The organism is Paenibacillus sp. PastF-3, assembly GCF_029893135.1.
GTDB lineage: Bacteria > Bacillota > Bacilli > Paenibacillales > Paenibacillaceae > Paenibacillus_AQ > Paenibacillus_AQ nitricinens.
This window is the reverse complement of record NZ_JARXWM010000004.1, coordinates 169,601-189,679: the sequence shown is the minus strand read 5'-3', so window position 1 is coordinate 189,679 and position 20,079 is coordinate 169,601. Positions and strand designations below refer to the sequence as shown.

At 43.4% G+C, this 20,079-nt stretch carries 20 protein-coding genes and 1 other RNA gene; 11 read left to right on the top strand and 10 right to left on the bottom strand.

What is annotated here, in order from left to right:
- Nucleotides 1-32 precede the first annotated feature (32 nt).
- Complete coding sequence (gene pfkA / locus M2444_RS10460) at nucleotides 33-1,004, top strand: 6-phosphofructokinase (protein ID WP_094872270.1); 972 nt, start codon at nucleotides 33-35, stop codon at nucleotides 1,002-1,004.
- Nucleotides 1,005-1,068: 64 nt separating this feature from the next.
- Here pfkA and M2444_RS10455 read toward each other — a convergent pair whose 3' ends face one another.
- From M2444_RS10455 to M2444_RS10440, 4 genes are all read right to left on the bottom strand, one after another.
- Nucleotides 1,069-2,442, bottom strand: a complete 1,374-nt coding sequence (locus M2444_RS10455; RefSeq protein WP_094872271.1) for an MATE family efflux transporter — start codon at nucleotides 2,440-2,442, stop codon at nucleotides 1,069-1,071.
- A gap of 115 nt (nucleotides 2,443-2,557) precedes the next feature.
- Nucleotides 2,558-3,766, bottom strand: coding sequence for a putative glycoside hydrolase (locus tag M2444_RS10450; RefSeq protein ID WP_094876146.1), 1,209 nt, complete (start codon nucleotides 3,764-3,766; stop codon nucleotides 2,558-2,560).
- Between the two features lie 233 nt (nucleotides 3,767-3,999).
- Entirely contained in the window at nucleotides 4,000-4,188 is a 189-nt protein-coding gene (locus M2444_RS10445; RefSeq protein ID WP_036689649.1) for a hypothetical protein, read from the bottom strand.
- A gap of 192 nt (nucleotides 4,189-4,380) precedes the next feature.
- A complete protein-coding gene (locus M2444_RS10440; protein ID WP_094872274.1) occupies nucleotides 4,381-5,202 on the bottom strand; it encodes a YitT family protein in 822 nt (273 codons plus the stop codon).
- A gap of 332 nt (nucleotides 5,203-5,534) precedes the next feature.
- On the opposite strand from M2444_RS10440, the gene cshA reads away from it, so the two are divergent.
- Entirely contained in the window at nucleotides 5,535-7,181 is a 1,647-nt protein-coding gene (cshA, locus tag M2444_RS10435) for a degradosome RNA helicase CshA (protein ID WP_094872276.1), read from the top strand.
- A 119-nt stretch (nucleotides 7,182-7,300) separates the two neighbouring features.
- Here cshA and M2444_RS10430 read toward each other — a convergent pair whose 3' ends face one another.
- On the bottom strand, nucleotides 7,301-7,396 hold the full coding sequence (locus M2444_RS10430; protein ID WP_042186834.1) for a hypothetical protein: 96 nt from the start codon (nucleotides 7,394-7,396) through the stop codon (nucleotides 7,301-7,303).
- Nucleotides 7,397-7,582: 186 nt separating this feature from the next.
- Here M2444_RS10430 and M2444_RS10425 point away from each other — a divergent pair, with 186 nt between their 5' ends.
- The 3 genes from M2444_RS10425 to M2444_RS10415 all read left to right on the top strand — a co-directional run bounded on the left by M2444_RS10425 (nucleotide 7,583) and on the right by M2444_RS10415 (nucleotide 9,253).
- A complete protein-coding gene (locus M2444_RS10425; RefSeq protein WP_280786900.1) occupies nucleotides 7,583-8,407 on the top strand; it encodes a YesL family protein in 825 nt (274 codons plus the stop codon).
- Nucleotides 8,408-8,511: 104 nt separating this feature from the next.
- A non-coding RNA gene (ssrS, locus tag M2444_RS10420) (6S RNA) lies at nucleotides 8,512-8,703 on the top strand.
- A gap of 160 nt (nucleotides 8,704-8,863) precedes the next feature.
- The gene (locus tag M2444_RS10415) at nucleotides 8,864-9,253 is read left to right on the top strand and encodes a DUF1499 domain-containing protein (protein WP_036689295.1); all 390 of its coding nucleotides are present in this window, start codon (nucleotides 8,864-8,866) and stop codon (nucleotides 9,251-9,253) included.
- Nucleotides 9,254-9,546: 293 nt separating this feature from the next.
- Here the strand turns inward: M2444_RS10415 and tpx are convergent, their stop codons facing one another.
- Nucleotides 9,547-10,065 carry a thiol peroxidase gene (gene tpx / locus M2444_RS10410; RefSeq protein WP_042186841.1) on the bottom strand — a complete coding sequence of 173 codons (519 nt, stop codon included), beginning with the start codon at nucleotides 10,063-10,065 and terminating at the stop codon, nucleotides 9,547-9,549.
- 116 nt (nucleotides 10,066-10,181) lie between these two features.
- Between tpx and M2444_RS10405 the strand changes: the two genes are divergently transcribed.
- Both M2444_RS10405 and gltC read left to right on the top strand, forming a co-directional pair.
- Complete coding sequence (locus M2444_RS10405) at nucleotides 10,182-10,817, top strand: rhomboid family intramembrane serine protease (RefSeq protein ID WP_094872279.1); 636 nt, start codon at nucleotides 10,182-10,184, stop codon at nucleotides 10,815-10,817.
- Nucleotides 10,818-10,821: 4 nt separating this feature from the next.
- The gene (gene gltC / locus M2444_RS10400; protein ID WP_042186843.1) at nucleotides 10,822-11,736 is read left to right on the top strand and encodes a glutamate biosynthesis transcriptional regulator GltC; all 915 of its coding nucleotides are present in this window, start codon (nucleotides 10,822-10,824) and stop codon (nucleotides 11,734-11,736) included.
- Between the two features lie 34 nt (nucleotides 11,737-11,770).
- On the opposite strand, the gene M2444_RS10395 is transcribed toward gltC, so the two are convergent.
- On the bottom strand, nucleotides 11,771-12,442 hold the full coding sequence (locus M2444_RS10395; protein ID WP_042186846.1) for a zinc metallopeptidase: 672 nt from the start codon (nucleotides 12,440-12,442) through the stop codon (nucleotides 11,771-11,773).
- A gap of 35 nt (nucleotides 12,443-12,477) precedes the next feature.
- A complete protein-coding gene (locus tag M2444_RS10390; RefSeq protein WP_042186848.1) occupies nucleotides 12,478-12,912 on the bottom strand; it encodes a MerR family transcriptional regulator in 435 nt (144 codons plus the stop codon).
- Nucleotides 12,913-13,458: 546 nt separating this feature from the next.
- Between M2444_RS10390 and M2444_RS10385 the strand changes: the two genes are divergently transcribed.
- Genes M2444_RS10385 through M2444_RS10375 form a run of 3 tightly spaced genes read left to right on the top strand, consistent with a single transcriptional unit; the run spans nucleotide 13,459 to nucleotide 16,713 of the window.
- A complete protein-coding gene (locus M2444_RS10385; protein ID WP_094872280.1) occupies nucleotides 13,459-14,853 on the top strand; it encodes an ammonium transporter in 1,395 nt (464 codons plus the stop codon).
- A 40-nt stretch (nucleotides 14,854-14,893) separates the two neighbouring features.
- Nucleotides 14,894-15,967 (top strand): DUF294 nucleotidyltransferase-like domain-containing protein, encoded by a 1,074-nt coding sequence (locus tag M2444_RS10380; RefSeq protein WP_280787049.1) that lies wholly within the window; start codon nucleotides 14,894-14,896, stop codon nucleotides 15,965-15,967.
- Nucleotides 15,964-16,713, top strand: coding sequence for an exonuclease domain-containing protein (locus M2444_RS10375; protein WP_280786899.1), 750 nt, complete (start codon nucleotides 15,964-15,966; stop codon nucleotides 16,711-16,713). The genes M2444_RS10380 and M2444_RS10375 overlap by 4 nt, the downstream gene beginning before the upstream one ends.
- Here the strand turns inward: M2444_RS10375 and M2444_RS10370 are convergent.
- Nucleotides 16,695-17,171, bottom strand: coding sequence for a M67 family metallopeptidase (locus M2444_RS10370; RefSeq protein WP_094872284.1), 477 nt, complete (start codon nucleotides 17,169-17,171; stop codon nucleotides 16,695-16,697). The genes M2444_RS10375 and M2444_RS10370 overlap by 19 nt on opposite strands.
- 159 nt (nucleotides 17,172-17,330) lie before the next feature.
- Here M2444_RS10370 and M2444_RS10365 point away from each other — a divergent pair, with 159 nt between their 5' ends.
- The gene (locus M2444_RS10365) at nucleotides 17,331-17,894 is read left to right on the top strand and encodes a TlpA family protein disulfide reductase (protein WP_094876140.1); all 564 of its coding nucleotides are present in this window, start codon (nucleotides 17,331-17,333) and stop codon (nucleotides 17,892-17,894) included.
- Between the two features lie 413 nt (nucleotides 17,895-18,307).
- Here the strand turns inward: M2444_RS10365 and cimA are convergent, their stop codons facing one another.
- Nucleotides 18,308-19,927 carry a citramalate synthase gene (cimA, locus tag M2444_RS10360; RefSeq protein ID WP_094872287.1) on the bottom strand — a complete coding sequence of 540 codons (1,620 nt, stop codon included), beginning with the start codon at nucleotides 19,925-19,927 and terminating at the stop codon, nucleotides 18,308-18,310.
- Nucleotides 19,928-20,079: the final 152 nt, after the last annotated feature.

The window sequence follows — 20,079 nt, the reverse complement described above, 5'->3', positions numbered from 1 at the left end:
GGCATTGCATAACTTTAAGGAGGAACAACAGAATGACAAAAATCAAAAAAATTGCAGTACTGACTAGTGGTGGAGATTCACAAGGTATGAACGCCGCTGTTCGTGCGGTTGTAAGAAGCGCACTTTATTACGGCATTGAAGTTTTTGGAGTTCAACGTGGGTATCAAGGTCTTCTGAATCGCGATATCTTCCCTATGGATCTTCGCAGCGTAGGTGACATTATTCAACGTGGGGGAACCATTCTGCAATCTGCAAGATGTCTGGAGTTCACAAAACCAGAAGGTCAGCAAAAGGGTGCAGATATTCTTAATGAAATGGGCATCGATGGCCTAGTAGTTATAGGTGGAGATGGTTCATATAAAGGCGCTAATAAACTAAGTAAACTCGGTATCAAGACGATGGCATTACCGGGAACTATTGATAATGATATTTCCTACACGGATTACACCATAGGGTTTGATACAGCCGTTGGTGTCGTTGTAGATGCTATTAACAAACTGCGTGACACAATGTCCTCCCATGAGCGTTCTTCCATTGTAGAAGTTATGGGACGTCATTGTGGAGATATCGCGCTGCATGCAGGTCTGGCTTCTGGAGCAGAAACCATTCTTGTGCCAGAAATGCCATATGACTTGAATGAAGTTGCGGATCGTATGCGTGACAACTTTGTCAGAGGTAAACGTCACAGTATCGTCATCGTTGCAGAAGGTGTGGGTAAAGGCGAAGATGTAGCCCAAGCGTTGAAGGATCGTCATGCTTCTCTGGATGCACGGGTTACTGTACTTGGACATATTCAGCGCGGAGGAACACCAACCCCTGGAGACCGGAATCTTGCTAGCCGTCTTGGTGACTTTGCCGTTCGTAAACTAATTGAAGGCGAGTCTGATAAAGGTTGCGGTATCATCAAGGGAGAACTAACACTTACAGATATCGATCTTGTAGTGAATACGAAGAAAGACTTTGACGTGGAGTTGTACGAGCTTGCATCCCGTCTTTCTCAATAATTAACACACAAAAAAGGAACAGCTGCGAACTTCGCACTGTTCCTTTTTTGTGTTCTTTAGATTATTAACGATGTGTTTGAGCGTCTGTATATTGTGTGGTATAACGGCGTTGGAGTTTAACAAGCCGAGTTAAGAGCAGTGTGGCCCCAATCGCAAGACCGGTGATCAAGCCGATCCAATAACCATAAGCTCCTAGATCCGTATAAGTAGCAAGTACATAGCCTGTAGGAAGCCCTATAACCCAATAAGCTATAAAGCAAATAATGAAGGCTGGATTAACATCCTTATATCCACGAAGTGCTCCTTGTGTAGGTGTTGCAATCGCATCGGAAATCTGGAAAAAGATCGCATAGATTAAGAAATGCTGAATTAATGAAATGACATCAGGTTCATCAGTGTATAGACCAGCTACATGATGGCCAGCAAATAAGAGCAGGAGTGCAGTTGCCAGGGAGAGGATGGTCGCAAGTCCAATTCCCATAATGGCATATTGACGGGCATCCTTTTGCCTGCCGGATCCAGTCTCGAAGCCGACGAGAATGGTAAGGCTCATACAGATACTGAGCGGAATCATATATAACGTTGTTGCAAAATTAATGGCTGCTTGATGAGCTGCAATCGTTACAGTATCGAACCGACTCATCAACAAGGTTACAGCGGAGAAGACTGCAGTTTCAAAAAAAATCGAGAAGCCAATAGGTACACCGATCTTTAGTAGATCTTTGAAGCTTTTTAGCGATATAAAGTAGAACTTTCGGAAGATTCTAAGGCTTGCAAAGGGTTCTGCCCGATAAATGAACAGCAGGGCAACCGAAAAGATTACCCAGTAGGTGATAGCTGATGCCACTCCAGCTCCAACACCACCAAGTCGAGGAAACCCGAATTTCCCGAAGATTAGCAAGTAGTTTAAACCAACATTCACGGGTAGGGCTATGAGTGTGATCAACATGGACACTCGTGTTTGTCCCAGAGCGTCTATACAACTACGGAGAACTGTATATCCAAACAGCGGGATAATTCCGAAGGAGATCGCACTAAGGAAACGAAATGCAACATCTCTTACAGTAGGCTCCAGATTCATGAAATTAAGGATAGGTGCCAAGGCGAGGCTCCCGATTAATAAGACAATTACAGAGACGATCAGTGATAACCAGATTCCCTGTGTGACTTGATAGGCTACATCCTTTTCTTTTTTGCTTCCGATGAGTTGAGAGACGATGGGGGTAATCCCCATAAGAATTCCACTTAAGCCCGTTTGAATTGGAATCCAGAGACTGGTTCCTATCGCCACACCTGCCAGATCGGCTGTACCAAATTTACCTGACATGTTCGTATCAAAGAAGGTTATCGCTGACAAAGCAATCTGTGTAACCAGAATTGGAAATAAAATATGAAAAAATTGTATTGCTTTTTGTTTTAAAGAGGTGGTTTGTATCATCGTTCAGTAAAATGCTCCTTTTTCTCCATTAAAAGACCCGGCAGATGCCGGGTCTTTATCTTTATCTTTATATATCATACCTGATTTCAATTATAAATAATAAGGGCTATATACATTATTTCTCATAATCGACATCGGAGGTATATCGGTTATTGGCGTTCCAGAGCAGAAACTCCTCTACATTTTCATCTTTTAAAGCGCGGATTTGATCCTCCACCTGTTTTTTACCGTATTTAATATAATGACCTTTTCCGAGCCAGCTTGCTGTAAAATCCTGAATCCAAGGACGAATAACAGGTTTGTAGCTGCCAAGAGGATCGAGCTTTTTATGGGTATCAACCATGGAGCCTTTAATGGTAGCATACGGATCTAAGTCAGGCTCTTTCACTCCAAACCATCCCGTTGAATAGTGACTCGGATAAACCATCGGGCTGATAACATCCACATTTTTGGATATTTTAACGAAGTCTTGCCCTATGCCCTCAGCAGGAGCAGATGCGGCATATCCAAAAATATCTACGGATACACGAACACCAAGTGGAGCAAGCTCTGCTTTTGCGTATTTTACAAAATTAGAAATGATATCTACGCGAGAATCACTGGTTTTAGTGTATTTAAGTGTGTCTGCACGTTTTTCGAAACCTTCAGGAAAACGCACATAGTCGAATTGAATTTCTTTAAAGCCGAGTTTGACAGCTTCTTTGGCGATGTCGACATTGTACTTCCAGACATCTTCATTATAAGGATTAACAAAGCTATCGCCGCCTTTATTCTTCCATACTGTGCCGTCTGTATTAACAAAGGATAATTGCGGGTTCTTTTTGGCAAGTATAGAGTCTTTAAAGACAACAATGCGAGCGATGGGATAAACATCATGTTTATTCAATCTTTCCATCAGTTTGTTGATGTCGCCAATAAATGGCTGCGGATTACCGAGTTTCTGAAGTTCTGGGTTATCAGTTTTGTACGTGATGTAACCTGCATCATCCTTAATGTCGATGACCATAGAATTTAGTTCCGTCTGATCAAGTAAAGAAAGAAGCTTTTCCATTCGTTCTCCACCGGCACTGTATGCGGTAACATAGATGCCTTTTACTTTTGGAGCATCAGGCTGAGGATCTGCGTGTAGCATACTTTGTGAGTCGCTTGTCTCTGTTGTAGCATTTGGAGCTGGAGTTGCAACATTTGAATTATTATTTTGCGTAGCGATGATGGGGGGATTCATGGCAGACTTCAATGCAATTGCCACTTCAGCGTCATGTTGATTCTGTTGCACGCCTACACTTCCCAAGGCCATCATCAGTAGAGCCCAGGTGATGTTCATTCGTATTCTCTCCCTTTATGTACATTTCCTAAATTATATAGGAACGGTTGCTTCTAAAAAGAACAGTGTTGTAATAATAATGTTGGCTCAGATCGGGTCTGGAAAACCATCCTTGTTGTATATAACCGGGACGCACACATTCTAAACCTTTTGTTAAAAAGTAAATGCCGCCTCAACACGGCAACATGGCCGAACTTAAGGCGGCAACTATCAAGACTTCTCTTGCGGCTTACTCATTGAAGATACGCAGAATTCTGATGTTCACAGATACTGTAATGGATGATATCCATGGCATCTGCAGGTTCCAGAATACTAAGCCCGTCACGCAGAACGATTACGGAATTTAATTCGTCCTGCTTGAGAAACGGCATCATATCAGGATACCACCTCATGACGATTGCTGACAGCTTTACCGTTTCCATTTCCACAAAAATCACCCTTTCCTTTTTCGATAGGTCTGAATGGAATTCAGTAATCATCGGAAAACGAAGTGCTTGGAAAAAAGAGGGGTAAATCTCAATCTTTATGAAATTGTTAGGGTTCTGCGTGATTATAATATATCACAATTCTGTGATTGGTGCATTTTCCAAATTAATACTTTTCGCTGCCGGTTTTTATCTTTTTCGGAAGGAGCCCATAACACCAACTGTCTCCACAATATTTACAAACGCCTGAGGATCTGTCGTGCGAATAATACGTTGCAGTTCTGCAAGTTCGTAGCGGGTTGTTACTGTCATTAGCATGTCCTTTTCAACATGAGAATAAGCGCCTTCTGTTTTAATCTTTGTGACACCTCGCTGGAGTCCCATTAGATGCTGAAGGAGCTCATCTGTACGATTCGTTACTATATATACGGTTACCTTTAAATGGCTGATGTGAATCATGTCCAGTACCTTACCCGTTACGTATATAGATACCATCGATGCAAGAGCCAAATTCCAGTTGTTATCAAAATATGCCGCGGCAAGAATAACGAGTCCGTTTAAGCTCACCACCACGTTTCCAACTGGGAAATCGCGGAATTTAGTGATGATGGATCCCAGGATATCAAAACCTCCGGATGAACCACCTGCACGGAAGCTGAAGCCACAGCCAATACCGACCAACACTCCACCAAATACAGAAGAAAGCAGCATATCAGTAGCTACCAAATATTCGGGGATGACCGTCAAAAACCAGGTTGTTGCCACAACGGATAACATGCTTAGCATAATAAATCTCCGGCCTAACTGGAACCAACCAGCTACAAGCAATGGGATATTAAAGAGCAAGTATAAGAGGCTTATGTTTAGTGGTGTAAAGTAACCCACTAACATCGAAAGCCCGGATACTCCTCCGCTGAGTAAGCGATGAGGGATTAGAAAAAGATTAAATCCACTGGCAATCAACGCTGCTCCGAAAATAACTGCAATACAATTCCAAATCTGTCTTAACAAGCAAATCCACCTCTATAAATAAATTTAAAAATAAACCATGTATGCAATGAAAAGAAAGGAACCCACTGGTATTCCTACTTAGAGTTGTGATATAATGTACAGGATATTCTTGAGTAGGACGTTACAATGGTATTTTTGCATTGCATCGGATGTAAAGCTACAGTTGCTCAGGTACAATGAAGTACCTGATGAAAGGGAGGCTTTTCGTCCCAAAAGCGCTATATCATGCAGAAAAAAGAGCATGATTGGACAGCATATAAATGTGTTTACCGCTACTTAAGAATACAGACAAGCATGTGGAATGTCCACTGTATAGAAGGAGCATGAATAATTTGAAAACATTCGCAGAATTTGGCTTGGAGCCAAAAGTGCTACAAGCAATCACAGAGTTAGGATTTGAGGAGGCAACACCGATACAGGAGCAGTCAATTCCATTGGCATTGACTGGGTCGGATCTGATCGGTCAAGCACAGACTGGTACAGGTAAGACTGCTGCTTTTGGTATCCCCCTCATTTCGAAGATTAATCGCGAAGACGAAAAAATTCTGGCGCTTATTATGGCACCGACACGTGAGTTGGCCATTCAAGTATCAGAAGAAATCGGTAAGCTAAGCCGTTTTAAAGGTCTTCGTTCGTTGGCAATTTATGGCGGACAAGATATTGGTCGCCAAATCCGTGGTCTTAAGAAGAAACCGCAAATTATTATTGGTACACCAGGACGTTTGCTTGACCATATCAACCGTAAAACCATCCGTTTGGATGATGTTCAAACTGTTGTATTGGATGAAGCAGATGAAATGCTGGATATGGGCTTTATGGAAGATATTCAGACGATCCTCAAGCTCGTTCCTGAAGAGCGTCAAACGATGTTGTTCTCGGCTACAATGCCTCCAAACATTCAACGTCTTGCACAGCAATTCTTGAACAACCCGCAACACGTCTCCGTTATTCCGAAACAAATCAGTGCTCCGCTGATTGATCAAGCATATGTTGAAGTACCTGAACGTCAAAAGTTCGAAGCGCTTAGCCGTTTGATCGATATGGAATCACCTGAGCTTGCGATTGTGTTCGGACGCACGAAGCGCCGGGTAGATGAGCTTGCAGAAGCTTTGCAGAAACGTGGATACTCTGCTGATGGATTACATGGTGACCTGTCTCAGAATCAACGTGATGCTGTAATGCGTAAATTCCGTGATGGCAGCATTGATGTGCTGGTAGCTACTGACGTAGCAGCTCGTGGTTTGGATGTATCTGGTGTTACTCACGTAATTAACTTTGACTTGCCGCAAGATCCAGAAAGCTATGTACACCGTATCGGTCGTACTGGTCGCGCTGGTAAAGAGGGTACAGCTTGGTCTTTCGTTACCCCACGCGAAATGGATCACCTGCATTTGATCGAACGCGTTACTCGTCACCGTATTACTCGTAAACCATTGCCAACTATGGCTGAGGCTATTGAAGGTAAACAACGCGTAACAGCAGAGCGCTTGCTTGAAATGGTTGAGAGCGGTGAATTGAATGAGTACAAAGGTATTTCTATTCAATTGCTTGAGCAATATGATTCCGTTCAATTGCTGTCAGCTGCAATGAAGCTTCTGACTGGTGATAAGAAGGATTCTGCAATTGAATTGACTCCAGAAGATCCAATTCGTGCTAAACGTCGTGGTGGTAAGAACGACATTCGCAGTGGCCGCAAACCTAACGGCGGTTATGGTGGCAACCGTGGTACTTCTGGTGGCAGCACTGGTGGATACCGTGGAAACCGTGATAACAACGGTGGCGGAAGTCGTGGTGGCTACAGCAGCGGTAGTGGTAACTATGGTAGTGGCAGTGGCGGTTATGGCGGTGGCTATAAAGGCAACCGTGATGGCGCAGCTAGCCGTGATGGTGGAGCGAACCGCAGTGCGGACCGCAAACCATCTACTCGCCCAAGCAGCACAAGCACACGTCCAGCAAAACGCGAAGATTTTGATAATTAATACGTGATCAGAACCCGCGGGGGATGATTTATCAAAATACAAAGAAGACGAGATGCCGAATAGCGGTTCTCGTCTTCTTTTTGCTTAAATATAGGGTATTTATTGAATTAGCAGCTTATTTAAATGAAAGTACGAGTGATGATAACGAGCAGGATAAACAATACGAGGATCGTACCAGTGGAAGTCCAGCCGCCGTAGCCAACAGGTGAGGACATACAATAACCTCCTTTAGAATGTGGTGATTTTGGAAATTCTTATGATTACAATTCCAATATATGGACTTTATAGGCTTGATGTATAGACAATGACCTAGAATTCAGAAAGTTGGGCTATGGAAAAGAGTAGGTCAAATGAGGTATAGTTAAGATAAGCAGTATGCAAGAGACAGAGGAGGAAGGGAATTGGAGTTTAAAGGAGCAATGGGTGGTTTATACCGCATCACAGAATGGATTACACGTATCGCAGCTAGTAATATCTTATGGGCACTATGTTCCGCCCCGTTTTTATTTTTTGGATTGATGAAATTGATGATGCTTGGGACAAGCTCAGGTGGAGTAAATGAGCAGCTCACATTGAACTGGGCTATGGGGATTCTGGCGCCATTTACAGTATTTCCTGCTTCGGCGGCTTTATTTACCGTTGTGCGCAAATGGGTTATGGGGAACACGGATGTAGGAACTTTTCGTACGTTTTTTCAGGGGTATAAAGAGAATTATTTAAAAAGTATGCTCGGTGGAATTATCTACACATTGATGTTCGTTATTATGTACGTCGATGTAACGGTTTACATGACACAAATGCCTAACTTCAGAATTGTTGGTATTTTGATGTTAGTGCTCATGATTATTTTATCGGTGTCTATGTTTAACTTCTTTTCTATTGTCGTTCATTATCAAATGAGCTTTAAACAAGTGATGAGTAACTCAATATTGCTGACTATAGCACGTCCAATTCGCGTGTTCTCAACTTTGATTGCAGCTGCAGTGCTAGCTTATATTGGTCTTAGATATCCAGCACTGTATTTCATCTGTATTCCAACGTTGATTGCAATGGCTGCTTTCTTTAACTTCTATGCTACCTATAATAAACTGCAATTGCAGGTGGAGCAGAAGAAACTGAAAGAGGAAGAAGAACGAGAAGCTGCTTTGAACAATCAAGAGGATGACGACGATGACGATGATGATTTTGAAGACGATGTTGCGGATAAAGATGTAAAACGTATTTAACAAAGACGAGTATTAAGCACTCAGAAATCGTCAGTAATTTAATTCCAGTGTAAAATAAAGCGCATACAGGTTTACTTTTTCGTTAAAACGCAATATAATAATAACAAATCCTGCGATGTTCGTTACGGTTGCTCGTTGTTTTGAACCAATGATAATGTCTTGGGAGATCTACACGAAGCGCAGCTGAACAGCCCTGTCTATATGACTTGGGGAATTCAAAAACGTTTTCTGCGATCACCCACCTGCTCTAGCAGGTTCAGAAGACACTGTAGCCGGACGGCATAAGCGGGTTTTCTATTGTTTAGGCCAAAGCGCCCTGTATCCCGTGAAAGTTGGGAAACGGGCGCTTTTTTGTGTGTCTGGAACAAGGAGAAAGTGAGTAATACCCTTTTGTTCCTGAGACAAGAGTGTTACACTTAGAATAATGAACTTGGGATTTGTAGAGGGGGAAGAATTTTGTCGTTAAAAAGAACCTTGGTCGGTTTATTCCGTAGTCATGATGGAACAAGCGACCGCGCAAAAGATCCGACATTAAAAACGCGTTATTACAATCTTACGAAAGACAAAGCTTGGGAGGAAGTTTCATCAACGCTTAAGAAGGTTCCTGGATTCAAGGTGCTCCATGAAGTGGAGTCAGTAGGTGAGATCACTCTGGAGAAGAGAACGGCATTCGGCCGTACACTGGACATTACTGTCTCTGTGCTCAATACCACACCTGTACGTTGTGGCGTAGATATGTACTCTGCATCTAGAGGTTCGCTAGGTGATTTGGGTGCTAATTACCGTGTCATTCAGCGGTTGTATGCGTCATTGGACAAAAAATTAGGAAAATACAAAGCAGACTAATTTTCAGAGATTCTTACTAAACCTTCTTACTTAGGGATTGTATGAATGCGTTTACGCAAATGTGGCTGCTCTGGACGTTATCGATAAATCTTTCTATTACAAAAAAGCGGGAGAAGGATGGACCTTCTTCCGCTTTTTTCAAAATATAAGAAAGCAAAGTTCTACACCTATACTTTAGGTCTTATATTTCTCGCATAAACGCTTGTCGTCCTTATAAGGACGCCAAAGGAATTATGCTTGCAGTGATAAGTAAGTATTGTCGAAAATGGCCGCTGACTTACTGTTCTAGAGAATTAGAGCAAACTCTTCACAGCAGCTATAGCGTCTTCGTAATTAGGGTGCTCAGTCATTTCACTCAAATATTCAACATAGGTGAGTGTGTTGTTCTTGTCTAGTACAAAAATTGAACGCATATCTAACCGGAATTCTTTGATTAGTACGCCATAAGCTTGTCCGAATGAGGCTGCTTTGTGGTCGGATAGTGTGATTACACGATCGATCCCTGCAGCGCCACACCAGCGGGCTTGAGCAAAAGGTAGGTCCATACTTACCGTGAGAATAACTACATCGTCACCTAGCTCTGCAGCTTCGCTATTGAACCGGCGGGTCTGTGCATCACATACACCGGTATCTAGAGAAGGTACAACACTGATCAGCTTGATTTTACCGGCATAATCACTAAGAGAAACTTCTTCCAGTAGATTCTTACTGAGAACAAAATCAGGAGCGGGATCACCAGCTGTAAGCTTGGGTCCTACGAGAGTGATGGGGCTGCTTTTGAAAGTAGCTACGCCTGTTCTTTCTTGCGTCATATCCTTGTTTTCCTCCTCGAATTGTAATATTGGCTCTTACTGCCACAATAAATTATAATCTTATTTACAGGGAGATGTCCAACAGGGCAAGATATAAATGTAAAGGGATGGGTGTAATGATATTTATTCGGTATGAAAATTGGAAAAGTTATCTCCGGTATTACCCGGTAACATGTCTTCTCATTGTAGCTAACGTGATTATGTTTATGCTCATGGCGTTCAATGGTGGATCCACCAATATACAAACACTTGTTGATTTTGGTGCAATAGTTGATGTTAGCCCGTATAAAGAGGAACTGTGGCGTTATGTGGCGGCAATTTTTTTACATAATGGGTTTTCCCATCTATTCTTTAATAGCTTCGCTCTACTGGTATTTGCACCGCCTCTGGAGCGCTTGCTTGGCTGGTGGCGATATGCAATTCTTTATGTGGTAGGTGGAGTTATTGCGAATATTCTAACGGTTGCAATCAGCAGTCGCTCAGTATTAGAGGTAGGTACGGTCTCGGTAGGTGCTTCTGGAGCAATCTACGCCGTCTATGGCGCATTTTTATACATTGCTGTTATTCAACGGGCGATGATGGACGAAGGCTCGCGGAAGACGTTATACGGTTTGCTTGTAATTGGGATCATTATGTCGTTTGCAACACCAAATGTGAATTGGGTTGCACATATCGGAGGCTTGGTTTCTGGCTTTTTCCTATATGGACTTATTATTCGTATATTCAATAAAAGCCTAAGACAGGGGCGATGATGGAGTGGAGCTAAGACAGCTGCAATATTTTCTAAAGGTAGCCCAAAAAGAACATGTAACAAGAGCGGCGGAGGAACTTCATGTAGCGCAGTCTGCGGTAAGCCGTCAGATTCATCAATTGGAGCAAGAGCTAGGGGTTGACTTGTTCATGCAAAAAGGGCGTAATTTGCAGCTTACGCCGGTTGGACAGCTCTTTTGCAAGCGGGTGGATAGTATTCTTAAGGAATTGGAACATTCGGTAAATGAAGTGCATGAATTTCTAGATCCGGAACGTGGAGAGATTCGTATAGGGTTTCCTCACAGTCTTGGAACGCATCTTATCCCGACTATCGTTGCAGAATTCCGCCAGCACTATCCCCATGTCAAGTTTCGCTTTAAGCAGGGCTCTTACCCTTCGTTGATAAAGGACGTATTATCTGGAGAGGTGGATTTAACATTTATTTCGCCTTTTCCGGAAAATGATGAGCATGTCTCTGGAGATATTGTTATGACTGAAGAGTTATTTGCAATACTTCCTCAGAATCATCAGCTGGCAGGAGAATCTGAGATCCGACTGGAACAGCTTCAAAATGAAAAGTTTGTGCTATTCAGTCAAGGTTATTCTTTGAGACCGATCGTTTGGCAAGCGTGCTTGCAAGCGGGTTTTCAGCCGCAGATTGCATTTGAAGGTGGGGAGACTGATACCATTCGTGGTTTAGTGGCGGCAGGAATGGGTGTAAGCCTTCTTCCGGAGATGGCGTTCTATCAGACGAACCCTCTCCAACCGGCTCAAGTAAGGGTTGTGGAGCCTGCTGTGACGAGGACGGTTGGTTTGATATACCGAACAGATAGTAAGTTACCGCTGGTTGCACGTTCGTTTCGGACTTTTTTGATATCCTATTTTAAAGCAAGACAAAATAATACCCCGGTTGGCTCTTAGCCTACCGGGGTTTCTTTTTGCGCTGTATTTTGTATTAGTCGCGGTTACCTAAAAAGACGGTAATCAAACGAAGCAGCTCGAGTAAGGAAACAAGCGCGGCGGCAACGTACGTTAATGCAGCTGCGTTTAGGACTTTGGCTACTCCGCGTTCCTCTTCGTTACGAATGTAGCCTTGCTCTACCATGACTTGACGTGCCCGGTTGCTGGCATTGAATTCAACAGGTAGTGTCACAAGCTGGAAGGCAACAGCGGCCGAGAAGAAAATGATACCAAGGCCTACAAGATTAAAGTAACCGAATATAAATCCTGCCATAAGCATGAATGGTGCTATACCTGATGCGAAATTAACTACTGGGAACATCCGGTGACGTAGTGTTAACATAGGATAACTTACTTTATGCTGAATGGCGTGACCCACTTCGTGACAAGCGACTGAGACAGCTGCGATAGAACTCTCATAATATACGGGTTCTGATAAGCGTACAACTCTGTGAATCGGATCATAGTGGTCAGAAAGTGTACCTCTTACAGGCTCAATCGGAACATCGTGAAGTCCATTTGCGTCGAGCATACGTCTAGCTGCTTCATATCCTGTCAGACCGTTTAAGTTGGCCACCTTGGACCATTTGCTGAATGTCCCTTTAACTCTGAACTGGGCCCATAATGAAAAAATAAAAGCGATAATTACTAATAGATACATTCCCATAGCTGCATTCCTCCACTGTATTGTAAATATGGTATTTACATTGGCGGTCCTTGCGTAAGCAATAGAAGCCGAATCGCCTCCATGCAGGCCACTCCTTGTGGGAGTAGGTTAGAGAGCGCGCGTCTGGCCTGTCCCGGCTTCAGACCGCTTATAATTGGTTCAAGTGCCTTTACTTCACGTTCTAGTCGCTGCATATGCTGCTCAAGCTCGACTAATTTATCAGATACGTCAGTTTCAGGAGTAGCCTCGCTCCATTTGCTCATCATGGATTTGATTTCTTCCAATGAATACTTGTCATGCTTTAATTGATTAATACGTTCTAAGTCGACCAAGGTTTCATGACTGTAAAGTCGGTAATTCTTGGTGCTTCTTGACTCTGGGGAGATTAATCCCAGCTTCGTGTAATAATCAATAGTACGCTCACTGATATGAGCAGCCTTAGCTAATTCTCCGATTCGATATAGAATCATATCCCCATGTTACCTCGCCTCACTAATCGAATTCGACTGCCCACTGAGGAGAGTCGCTCCTATATTGGTGGTTTCTATTATGCTATCTGTAATGATAACAAACTGGAAACCATACAGTCAAACGTCATACTTTCATAAAGTATATGCATTAATAAGAGGTTAATTCATGAAATGAAAATGCGTTGTTTATATACAATACACTCAAACTCCATATGATATCAAATTTGAACCGATTATGCTCCTTAAAATAGCTCGACTATAAACATTACATTTAATGTTATGTTTATAGAATAATCAATAAGAATAATTCGATAAAAAGTAATATTAGAGCGGGGGTTCACGTAGTTATTTCAATGAATTTCATGGTTGTATGGTCCTAATATTCTGATATAGTCCAAGCGTACTGTGGGAAATTTACGGGTTTGATGAAAATAAAATAAAAACATTCCCAAAAATAGTCTTGTCAATTTACCTGACTTCTGATTATAATGACATTAAGAGTTTCACGCTTTGTTAGAAAATATAACATTGGGGAGTGGGGTAAAAATGAAAAAGAAATGGTTGATGATGTTACTGGCCATGATTACGCTGATGGTGTATCCGGTGAGTGCTTTTGCGGCGGACGGTCCAACAAATGCAGATTTGCAGGTCGGATTGGATACCGCGTTTACCTTCCTGGCATTCATCTTAGTTTTCTTTATGCAAGCAGGGTTCGCAATGCTTGAAGCAGGATCAGTTCGAATGAAGAATGCAGGTCACGTAGCCGGTAAGACAGTACTGACACTAGCCATTGCGAGTGTATGTTTCTGGGCCATTGGCTTTGGACTTGGCTTCGGTAACGGTAACGGCTTCTTCGGTACCACAGGCTTCTTGTATGGCGGAGATTCAACAGCATCTTCATTTGAATCACTTGCATTTTCTGATGTTACTTTAAATGTTAAATTCTTGTTCCAAATGGCATTTGCAGCAGTTTCCTTAGCTATCGTATCTGGAGGCATGGCAGAACGTGCAAAGATAAGTGTGTACATTATATTCGGAATTCTATTCTCAATCGTAATTTATCCTGTCGTAGCACACTGGGTATGGGGCGGCGGCTGGTTGGCTGAGCTGGGAATGCAAGATTATGCAGGTTCCACGGTTGTCCATCTTACAGGTGCCACTGCAGCGGTAGTGGCAACCATATTGCTTAAGCCACGACTTGGTAAGTTTAATAAAGAAGGTAAACCTGTTATTATTCCAGGTCATAATCAAGTATTTACTGTACTCGGTGTGATTATCCTCTGGTTTGGTTGGTTCGGATTCAATCCAGGTAGTGCTTTGTCCCCAATGGGAGGTTTCTTTGGTCACGTAGCATTAACTACGAATATCGCAGCAGCAGCAGGCGGCTTGGCGGCATTAATTGCTTCTTGGTTGTATTTTGGTAAATCTGATATTCCAGCAATGCTGAATGGTGTTTTAGCTGCATTAGTTGCGATCACTGGTGCATGTGCTTACGTTGAACCATGGGCAGCAATCATTATTGGTTTAGTAGCGGGTGCGTTCACATTCATGACTTCCCAATGGCTGGAACGTGCTGGACTTGATGATCCAATTTATGCTTTCTCAGTACATGGTATTGCGGGGATGTGGGGCGCGGTTTCCACGGGTCTGTTCGCTGCACCGGATCTTATCACTAAAGGCGCTTTGGTAGGGGAAGCCGGATTGTTCTACGGTGGAGGTTTCCACCAATTGGGTGTTCAAGTGCTTGGGGTAGTAGGAACATTTGCTTTCGTAGCCGTGCTTTCTTTCATTATTCTATATGTAATGAAGGTAACAACAGGACTTCGTGTTACGGAAGAAGAAGAATTGATGGGTCTGGATATCAGTGAGCATGGTACTTATGGATACCCTGAACAAATGAAATTAATTGCAGAATCGGAATCCAAAACCCTTAAACAATAATATTAATCCTGAGAATAGGGAGGCGGACCGTGTGGCTTCGATGGAGTTAACAGATGGGTATAATGAAGAAAGCTTTAGGACCATCGTTTTAGCCGGTTCGCCACAGGAACTTAGAGAGAGGCGAATTGCCTGCCAAAGTATTCTTCTGGAACAGTTGAATGTAATTCCTATTGAGGAATGGATGTTTCGTGTGAATACAATGCATGATCTTATTGCAAAGACTGCAGTACTAATATGTGAGGCGCAGATGAAAGAGGCGGGCTATGGCCCGCCTCCCTGTGCTTACTCCTTTATTGTGTTTGGTAGTAGTGGAAGGCAAGAAGCCACTCTGTGGAGCGATCAGGATAATGGTTTGATCGTTGAAGGTGAACCGGATGGGGTGAAGAATAGATACTTTGAATCTTTTGGAATGATGTTATCCGATCTGCTTGAAGAAGTTGGATATGAGAAATGTGCAGGAAAGGTAATGTGCTCCCAAGGGATGTGGAGGAAGACGTTATCGGAATGGAAGGAGCAGTTGAAGGAATGGAGAAACCAGTTGGAATGGGAGCCTATTCGGTATCTTATCATTTCTTCGGATATGCGCCATGTTGCGGGAAATAGGGAGTTATCAGCATTGTGGCAAGCGGCTTTCTATGAGGGTTTTATTGATAATGAGGAGTTGTCTGTGGCTGTTCTTCGCAATACAGTCCGCCATAAAGCGACTTTAAATCTTTTGGGGAAGGTGTTGACAGAGCGCTTTGGGGATTATGCAGGTGGATTCGACATTAAGTATGGAGTCTATATCCCGCTAGTGAACATTGTCAGACGCTTGTCGTTATTGCATGGCATTAAAGCTAGCTCGACCTTAGCGCGAATTGAAGCGCTTGACCGGCTTAATGAGTATCAATATTTGAATGCTATTCGGCAAGCTTTCTTGTTGGCTATACGGATGCGAGTGAACACGCCTATTAGTGTGCAGGATGGATTGTTAGTCAGTAGTGATTATGTTACGGAGAGTGAACTGAAGAATAAGCAGCTGTTGTCTGAGCTGCGTGAAAGTCTGCTGCTGGTTAGACGCCTTCATCGGGTGTTGCAGCGTCAGCTCCGCTCAGCGGAAAGGTGGCGAACATGAGGGAGCCGAACAAGAACGGAGGCTTTTGGAATAATCTGAGACAGGGTGGAATGCCTTCGGCAATTGCTTCAATGAAAGGTGGAGAAACGGCTCATCAAACTGCGCAGCAAATGGCCTATATCCGCTCACTTATGCGAGAGAAGCGTCGTCCTGAGGTGCTACGTACTCCGCTGTGTGAACTGGAGACGGTTATCTTTGATTTAGAGACAACTGGATTCTCCCATCAGCATGGGGATGAAATCATGTCTTTTGGTGCAATTAAGGTGGTTGGAGAGGAAATTAAGGAAGAGGAATGCTTTTATACCTTGGTGAATTGTCAGACAGCAATTCCGGATGATATTACAAGATTAACAGGAATAACGGAAGAAATGACGGGGTCTGCCCCCTCCTTAATAGATGGTCTTCATAATTTCATGTCTTTTGTGGGACAAAATGTGCTGGTAGCACATGCAAGCTCACACGATAAAGCTTTCCTTAATGCGGCGCTATGGAAAACTTCTAAAGTTCAGCTTACACACAGGGTGCTGGACACGATGATGCTTGCACGTTGGCTCGAGCCACAGCGAAGTAACTATTCGCTCGATGAACTGCTTTTAGTTCATGGAATTCCAATTCAAGGCCGTCACCATGCGTTAGAAGATGCCAAAATGACAGCCCAGCTGTGGGTAGCTTACCTTCGGGAAATTTCGGAACGGGGCCAAGTAGATACCTTAGGTGATTTATATGCTTATTTAAGTAGAACGTGAAGCGGGGCATGAGATAGTTCAGGGAATGGTATTCCTTGTTCATTTAGCGACCGCTCAATATAAAATCCATTCAGCAATGGAGAACAATCATCTTCAGTTCTCGGAGAACCAATAAGGTAGACCTTAAATTCAGATCCTAGTGCTGCTAGTCCTATATAATCAGCGACCGAAGGGATAGGTTCTGAATTAGGATGGGAATGAAATAAACCGATGAGTGTCGGCTCATTATAAAGCACATGAATCCACTCTTCAGGGTGGGGAATAAATGTGTGCAGCGGGTCTGGCGCTACGTTGCGCATAGGTACGTAAGTATCGATGAGCATGCCACCCGCTGCGGCAGCACCCAGCAGGACTCCACATGCTTCATGTGGATAACTGGACAGCAGGTGCTTCCCCAGTGCTTGCTGTACGGAATATTTCAGTCTTATAGGCTGGACATTTCCCTGTAATGCTGCCATTTGTTCACCCCTCTCTCTTCATTAGGGTTTCGTCGCTGACGAAACTCTCTTTTTTATTATAATCCATATATTTTTCCATAAAAATTGGATGGTTTGAAATTTAACCTGATGAGGGTACAATAGTAGAAAACTATTCCAATTGCAAAGGAACAGAGCGCTATGAAACCAAGCAACAAATTAAATATAACCGTATTACTCTTAGTTGTGTGTATTGCAGGTTTTGCTGTATGGCATAATCGTGAGCCGAAGGCTGAAGCTGTTTTTGGACAACAAGATGAGTCGCCGATGAAAGTAGGACCTAAAGCTGGACTGCTCGCGCCTTCATTTTCACTCCAAGGTACGGATGGGACTACCTATGTAGTAGATGGGCCAAGAGAGAAAGCAGTCATTGTTAATTTCTGGGCATCTTGGTGTGATCCCTGCAAGCTGGAAGCTCCAGAGCTCAACGCCATGGCTACTAAGTATAAGGATGTTCTAGATATTTACGGTATTAATGTGAGTAGTCAAGATTATAAACCCAATGCAGAACGTTTTATCAAGAAATACGGTCTTGTGTTCCCGGTGATGTTTGATATGAAAGATGAGGTGTATAGCAAATATAACGGAGCTGTATTTCCTACCAACGTACTTATTGACAAGAATGGAGTGATCTCTGAGATCATTCTGGGCGTTCTTAGTCCGGAAGAGCTGGAGGAGAAAATTATCAAGCTTACCGAATCGTAAAATTGATTCACGCTATCAAAATCGCAAAGGTTAACAAAATGGTTGTGTTGTACAAGGGTTGATGGAGGCTAAAATAAAATAATCAGGGAAATTCTCCCTAAAATACAGAGATTCTTCGTCATCCAACTCATAATTAGGGAAAACATCCCTATAATTTAGTTGTTTTGGTTGAAAATAACGAAATCACCCTGACTTTTAGGGAGGAATTCCCTGTTTCTGTTCATTTAGAGCGAAAATCAGCTATTTTTAGGGAGTTTTTCCCTGATCGCTTTAACGCCCACCGTACATAATCTATGGCTTTAAGTCAGACGTCGTTATACAGCCTATTTGATAAAAAAAGAAGCCACCCCATACGTAGAATACTACTTTTGGGAAGCTTCTTTTTTGTCTTACAAAAGTCTATAAGGGATTAATTAATGATTGACCAGGCCTCTTGGCTCGTTGCTGGTCGTCTTCTCATTCTCCAACGAGAGCTCATTGAGAAGTGCGTAACGCATACTGTCCACAAGCGCTTCCCAGCTGGCTTCAATGACGTTACCGGAGACGCCAACCGTACTCCAAGTGTCTGTGAAGTTCTTGGATTCAATCAATACCCGTACTTTGGCAGCAGTCTGATCCTGTTCGTCTATAACACGGACTTTATAGTCGGACAGATGCATTTCCTTCAGTTGCGGGAAGTAGGTCTGCAGCGCTTTACGCAGCGCGTTGTCGAGTGCATTGACCGGACCGTTACCTTCAGCAGCGGTATAAAGGTTCTCATTGCCAACCTTCAGTTTAACGAAGGCTTCAGATACAACTGGATGCTCTGCGGTTTTTTCGACTAACATCTTGAAGGATTCAAAGGTAAAGGTTTCATTCATCTCGCCTGTAGCTTCCCGAAGCAATAGCTCCAGCGAGGCATCGGCACCTTCGAATTGATACCCCTGATGCTCCATCGTTTTGATCTTCTCGATCACCCGGCGAGCTTGCTCGCTGCTTGGATCCAAATTCAAACCCATATCTTGCGCCTTGGAGAGCACATTGCTCTGTCCAGCCAGTTCAGAGACCAGCACACGTTGTTTATTCCCGACAAGCTCAGGAGCAATGTGCTCATAGGTCCGTGAATCACGCATGATAGCGGAGACATGGATTCCACCTTTGTGTGCGAAAGCTGCATTTCCGACATAAGGTTGATTTACCGGCAGATTAACATTGGCAACTTCACTAATATAACGTGCTGTGTTCGTAAGCTGCGGTAAAGAATCATCAGGAATACAGTGGTATCCCATTTTAAGCTGAAGGGTAGGGATGATGGAACATAGGTTGGCATTGCCGCATCGTTCGCCGTAACCATTAATGGTACCTTGAACTTGCCGTGCTCCGGCACCGATGGCGCTAAGGGTATTAGCTACCGCCAGCTCACAGTCATTGTGAGTGTGAATTCCGAGGTTTGCTCCAGGTAGCTGCCCAGCCAGAGCGGTAACAATCTCATGAATCTCAAAAGGCAATGTTCCACCATTGGTGTCGCACATGACAAGCCAATCTGCTCCGGCTTCCCGGGCTTTGGACAGAACGGCTGCTGCATACTCAGGATTGTTCTTGTATCCGTCGAAGAAATGCTCGGCATCAAAAATCACTTCAAGGCCTTGGCGTTTCAAGTAGGATATGGAGTCGCCAATCATGGCGAGATTCTCCTCAAGCGTAGTCTGTAATGCAGTGTGTACATGAAAATCCCAAGATTTTCCGACGAGTGTAGCAGCAGGAACCCCTGCATCAATCATACGTTTTAAATTGTCATCGTTTTCGGCCAAGGAATTCTTCCGCCGAGTGCTGCCGAACGCTGTGATTTTGGCGTTCAGATGAAGCTCCTTGACTCTTTTGAAAAATTCAATGTCTTTATTGTTGCTTCCCGGGATGCCACCTTCAATATAGTGCACACCCAGATCATCGAGCTTCTTGGCAATCTTCAGCTTGTCGTCAGCCGACAGACTGATGCCTTCACCTTGGGTGCCGTCGCGTAATGTAGTATCGAAGATGGAGATGGACTTAGACATGAGTGTCCTCCTAAAAGTTTTGTAAGCTTCGTCTTCCGGATTCACTTCGTGCAAAACTCACATCGGAAGCATTGGCAAGGGAAATGAATTTATATATTATAGCATTTTTACGCGGGAATGTAACAAAGAACTTTACAGCCTCTTAAGTTGAC

What these genes read in the sequence shown, in the direction of transcription:
- pfkA (WP_094872270.1), top strand. Translation starts at nt 33, where the DNA reads ATGACAAAAATCAAAAAAATTGCAGTACTGACTAGTGGTGGAGATTCA.
- M2444_RS10445 (WP_036689649.1), bottom strand. Translation starts at nt 4,188, where the DNA reads ATGGAAACGGTAAAGCTGTCAGCAATCGTCATGAGGTGGTATCCTGAT.
- M2444_RS10365 (WP_094876140.1), top strand. Translation starts at nt 17,331, where the DNA reads ATGAAACCAAGCAACAAATTAAATATAACCGTATTACTCTTAGTTGTG.
- M2444_RS10380 (WP_280787049.1), top strand. Translation starts at nt 14,894, where the DNA reads ATGGAGTTAACAGATGGGTATAATGAAGAAAGCTTTAGGACCATCGTT.
- M2444_RS10450 (WP_094876146.1), bottom strand. Translation starts at nt 3,766, where the DNA reads ATGAACATCACCTGGGCTCTACTGATGATGGCCTTGGGAAGTGTAGGC.
- M2444_RS10390 (WP_042186848.1), bottom strand. Translation starts at nt 12,912, where the DNA reads ATGATTCTATATCGAATCGGAGAATTAGCTAAGGCTGCTCATATCAGT.
- M2444_RS10395 (WP_042186846.1), bottom strand. Translation starts at nt 12,442, where the DNA reads ATGGGAATGTATCTATTAGTAATTATCGCTTTTATTTTTTCATTATGG.
- M2444_RS10455 (WP_094872271.1), bottom strand. Translation starts at nt 2,442, where the DNA reads ATGATACAAACCACCTCTTTAAAACAAAAAGCAATACAATTTTTTCAT.
- cimA (WP_094872287.1), bottom strand. Translation starts at nt 19,927, where the DNA reads ATGTCTAAGTCCATCTCCATCTTCGATACTACATTACGCGACGGCACC.
- M2444_RS10430 (WP_042186834.1), bottom strand. Translation starts at nt 7,396, where the DNA reads ATGTCCTCACCTGTTGGCTACGGCGGCTGGACTTCCACTGGTACGATC.
- M2444_RS10405 (WP_094872279.1), top strand. Translation starts at nt 10,182, where the DNA reads ATGATATTTATTCGGTATGAAAATTGGAAAAGTTATCTCCGGTATTAC.
- M2444_RS10385 (WP_094872280.1), top strand. Translation starts at nt 13,459, where the DNA reads ATGAAAAAGAAATGGTTGATGATGTTACTGGCCATGATTACGCTGATG.
- M2444_RS10370 (WP_094872284.1), bottom strand. Translation starts at nt 17,171, where the DNA reads ATGGCAGCATTACAGGGAAATGTCCAGCCTATAAGACTGAAATATTCC.
- M2444_RS10375 (WP_280786899.1), top strand. Translation starts at nt 15,964, where the DNA reads ATGAGGGAGCCGAACAAGAACGGAGGCTTTTGGAATAATCTGAGACAG.
- tpx (WP_042186841.1), bottom strand. Translation starts at nt 10,065, where the DNA reads ATGACGCAAGAAAGAACAGGCGTAGCTACTTTCAAAAGCAGCCCCATC.